Source organism: Corynebacterium sp. MSK041, from assembly GCF_030232265.1.
Taxonomy (GTDB): Bacteria; Actinomycetota; Actinomycetes; order Mycobacteriales; family Mycobacteriaceae; genus Corynebacterium.
Genome location: NZ_JASPJK010000033.1, coordinates 1 through 1,447, shown reverse-complemented (window position 1 = coordinate 1,447; position 1,447 = coordinate 1). Strand labels below are relative to the sequence as shown.

Sequence of the window (1,447 nt, the reverse complement as noted above, 5' to 3'; positions counted from 1 at the left end):
GGCTTAAGGGACATTTCGTGTGGATAAACCGATACGGATTCCCGGGGCAGCCTGGGATAATGCGGTGATCTTGATTTTGAATCGGTTCCAACGGCCCGATCTGTGGAATCAACACTGGATAGTCCTAGGTCTGTGATAAGGGGACTGCTGCTGGTGCGGTAAGGCCAATTCCTATGGCTAATAGGAATCGGCCGTCGTGTGACATGTGCGGCCACGGACTGGTTAAGAACGGCAAAACCGCGGCAGGAACCCAGCGCTGGTTGTGTCCTAAATGCAACGTTTCATCGATTAATACCCGCGCACACACCAGCGAGATTCGGCACTTCAAAATCTTTATTGACTGGATTCTTTCCGGCGAATCCGCAGACCATTTAGCCAAACGCCTTGGGGTAACAAGGCGGACTTTGACCCGGTGGTTCAAGCTGCTGTGGTTTATCACCGTGCCCACGTCTACTGACCCCTATCGTGTTTACGACCAGGTCTTTATCGACGGCACCTACTTCCACAAGAAATGCCTGCTGGTAGCCTGCACCGAAACACACGTCATCGCCTGGCACTGGTGCCTGCGTGAAAGCTCATACGAGTACCTGAAACTGCTCGACAAAATCGCGCAACCACTCATCGTCACCACCGACGGGGCAGGCGGAGCACTCAAGGCACTGCGCATTAAATGGCCCGACGTTGCCATCCAGCGCTGCCTCGTTCACGTCCAGCGCAACACCTTCGCTGATATCAGCCGCAACCCGATTCACCCAGCGCATAAAGCAATCCGGAAACTGGGCTACATGCTTGTCCAAGTACGCAATCCCGACGATGCTGCGCGGTTTACAGCTGCAGTCCACCACACCCGCATTACCTTTGCCGATTGGCTTAAAGAGCGAACCTACCGCAGTGCTATACCAGCAGGCCAAGTACCGAAATGGGTCAGCCCCAACCAGAAATGGTGGTACACCCACCGCAACGCCCGCAGGGCTCTAAAACGGATAGAAAAGCTCATCCACGCCGGACAATTATTTACCTTCCTTGACCCGCCTGAAGGTGTCACACAGGATTTAAAAGCCACCACGAACCTGCTGGAAGGTGGCATCAACAAACAGCTCAAAGACCTAGCAGGAAACCATCGTGGCATGTTCGATGAGCATCAACGCATCACCATGGACTGGTGGCTCTACACCCACACCGAAGACCCGGTAGCGCCACTGGAGTTAGCCAAGCAACAAGACTTCGGACGCCAAGGAGAAAAAGCAGCACGCGCAGCCTGGGCAAGAGAAGAACTCACACAACGCGGCCACCCAGACGGACGACCAGCCACATACGACATCCACATCGACAACGAATGGAACCCCAGCATAGGCATAAGAAAAGGCTGGGCCGGACGCTCCTAAATCCACACGAAATGTCCCTTAGTGCGACACGCCGCAAATCCACACGAAATGTCCCTTAAGCC

The 1,447-nt window shown here is 54.5% G+C and carries 1 protein-coding gene; it reads left to right on the top strand.

Going from position 1 to position 1,447, the window contains the following annotated elements:
* The first annotated feature begins 173 nt into the window (after positions 1–173).
* Complete coding sequence (locus QP968_RS11035) at positions 174–1,385, top strand: IS1249 family transposase (RefSeq protein WP_284856443.1); 1,212 nt, start codon at positions 174–176, stop codon at positions 1,383–1,385.
* Positions 1,386–1,447 lie beyond the last annotated feature (62 nt).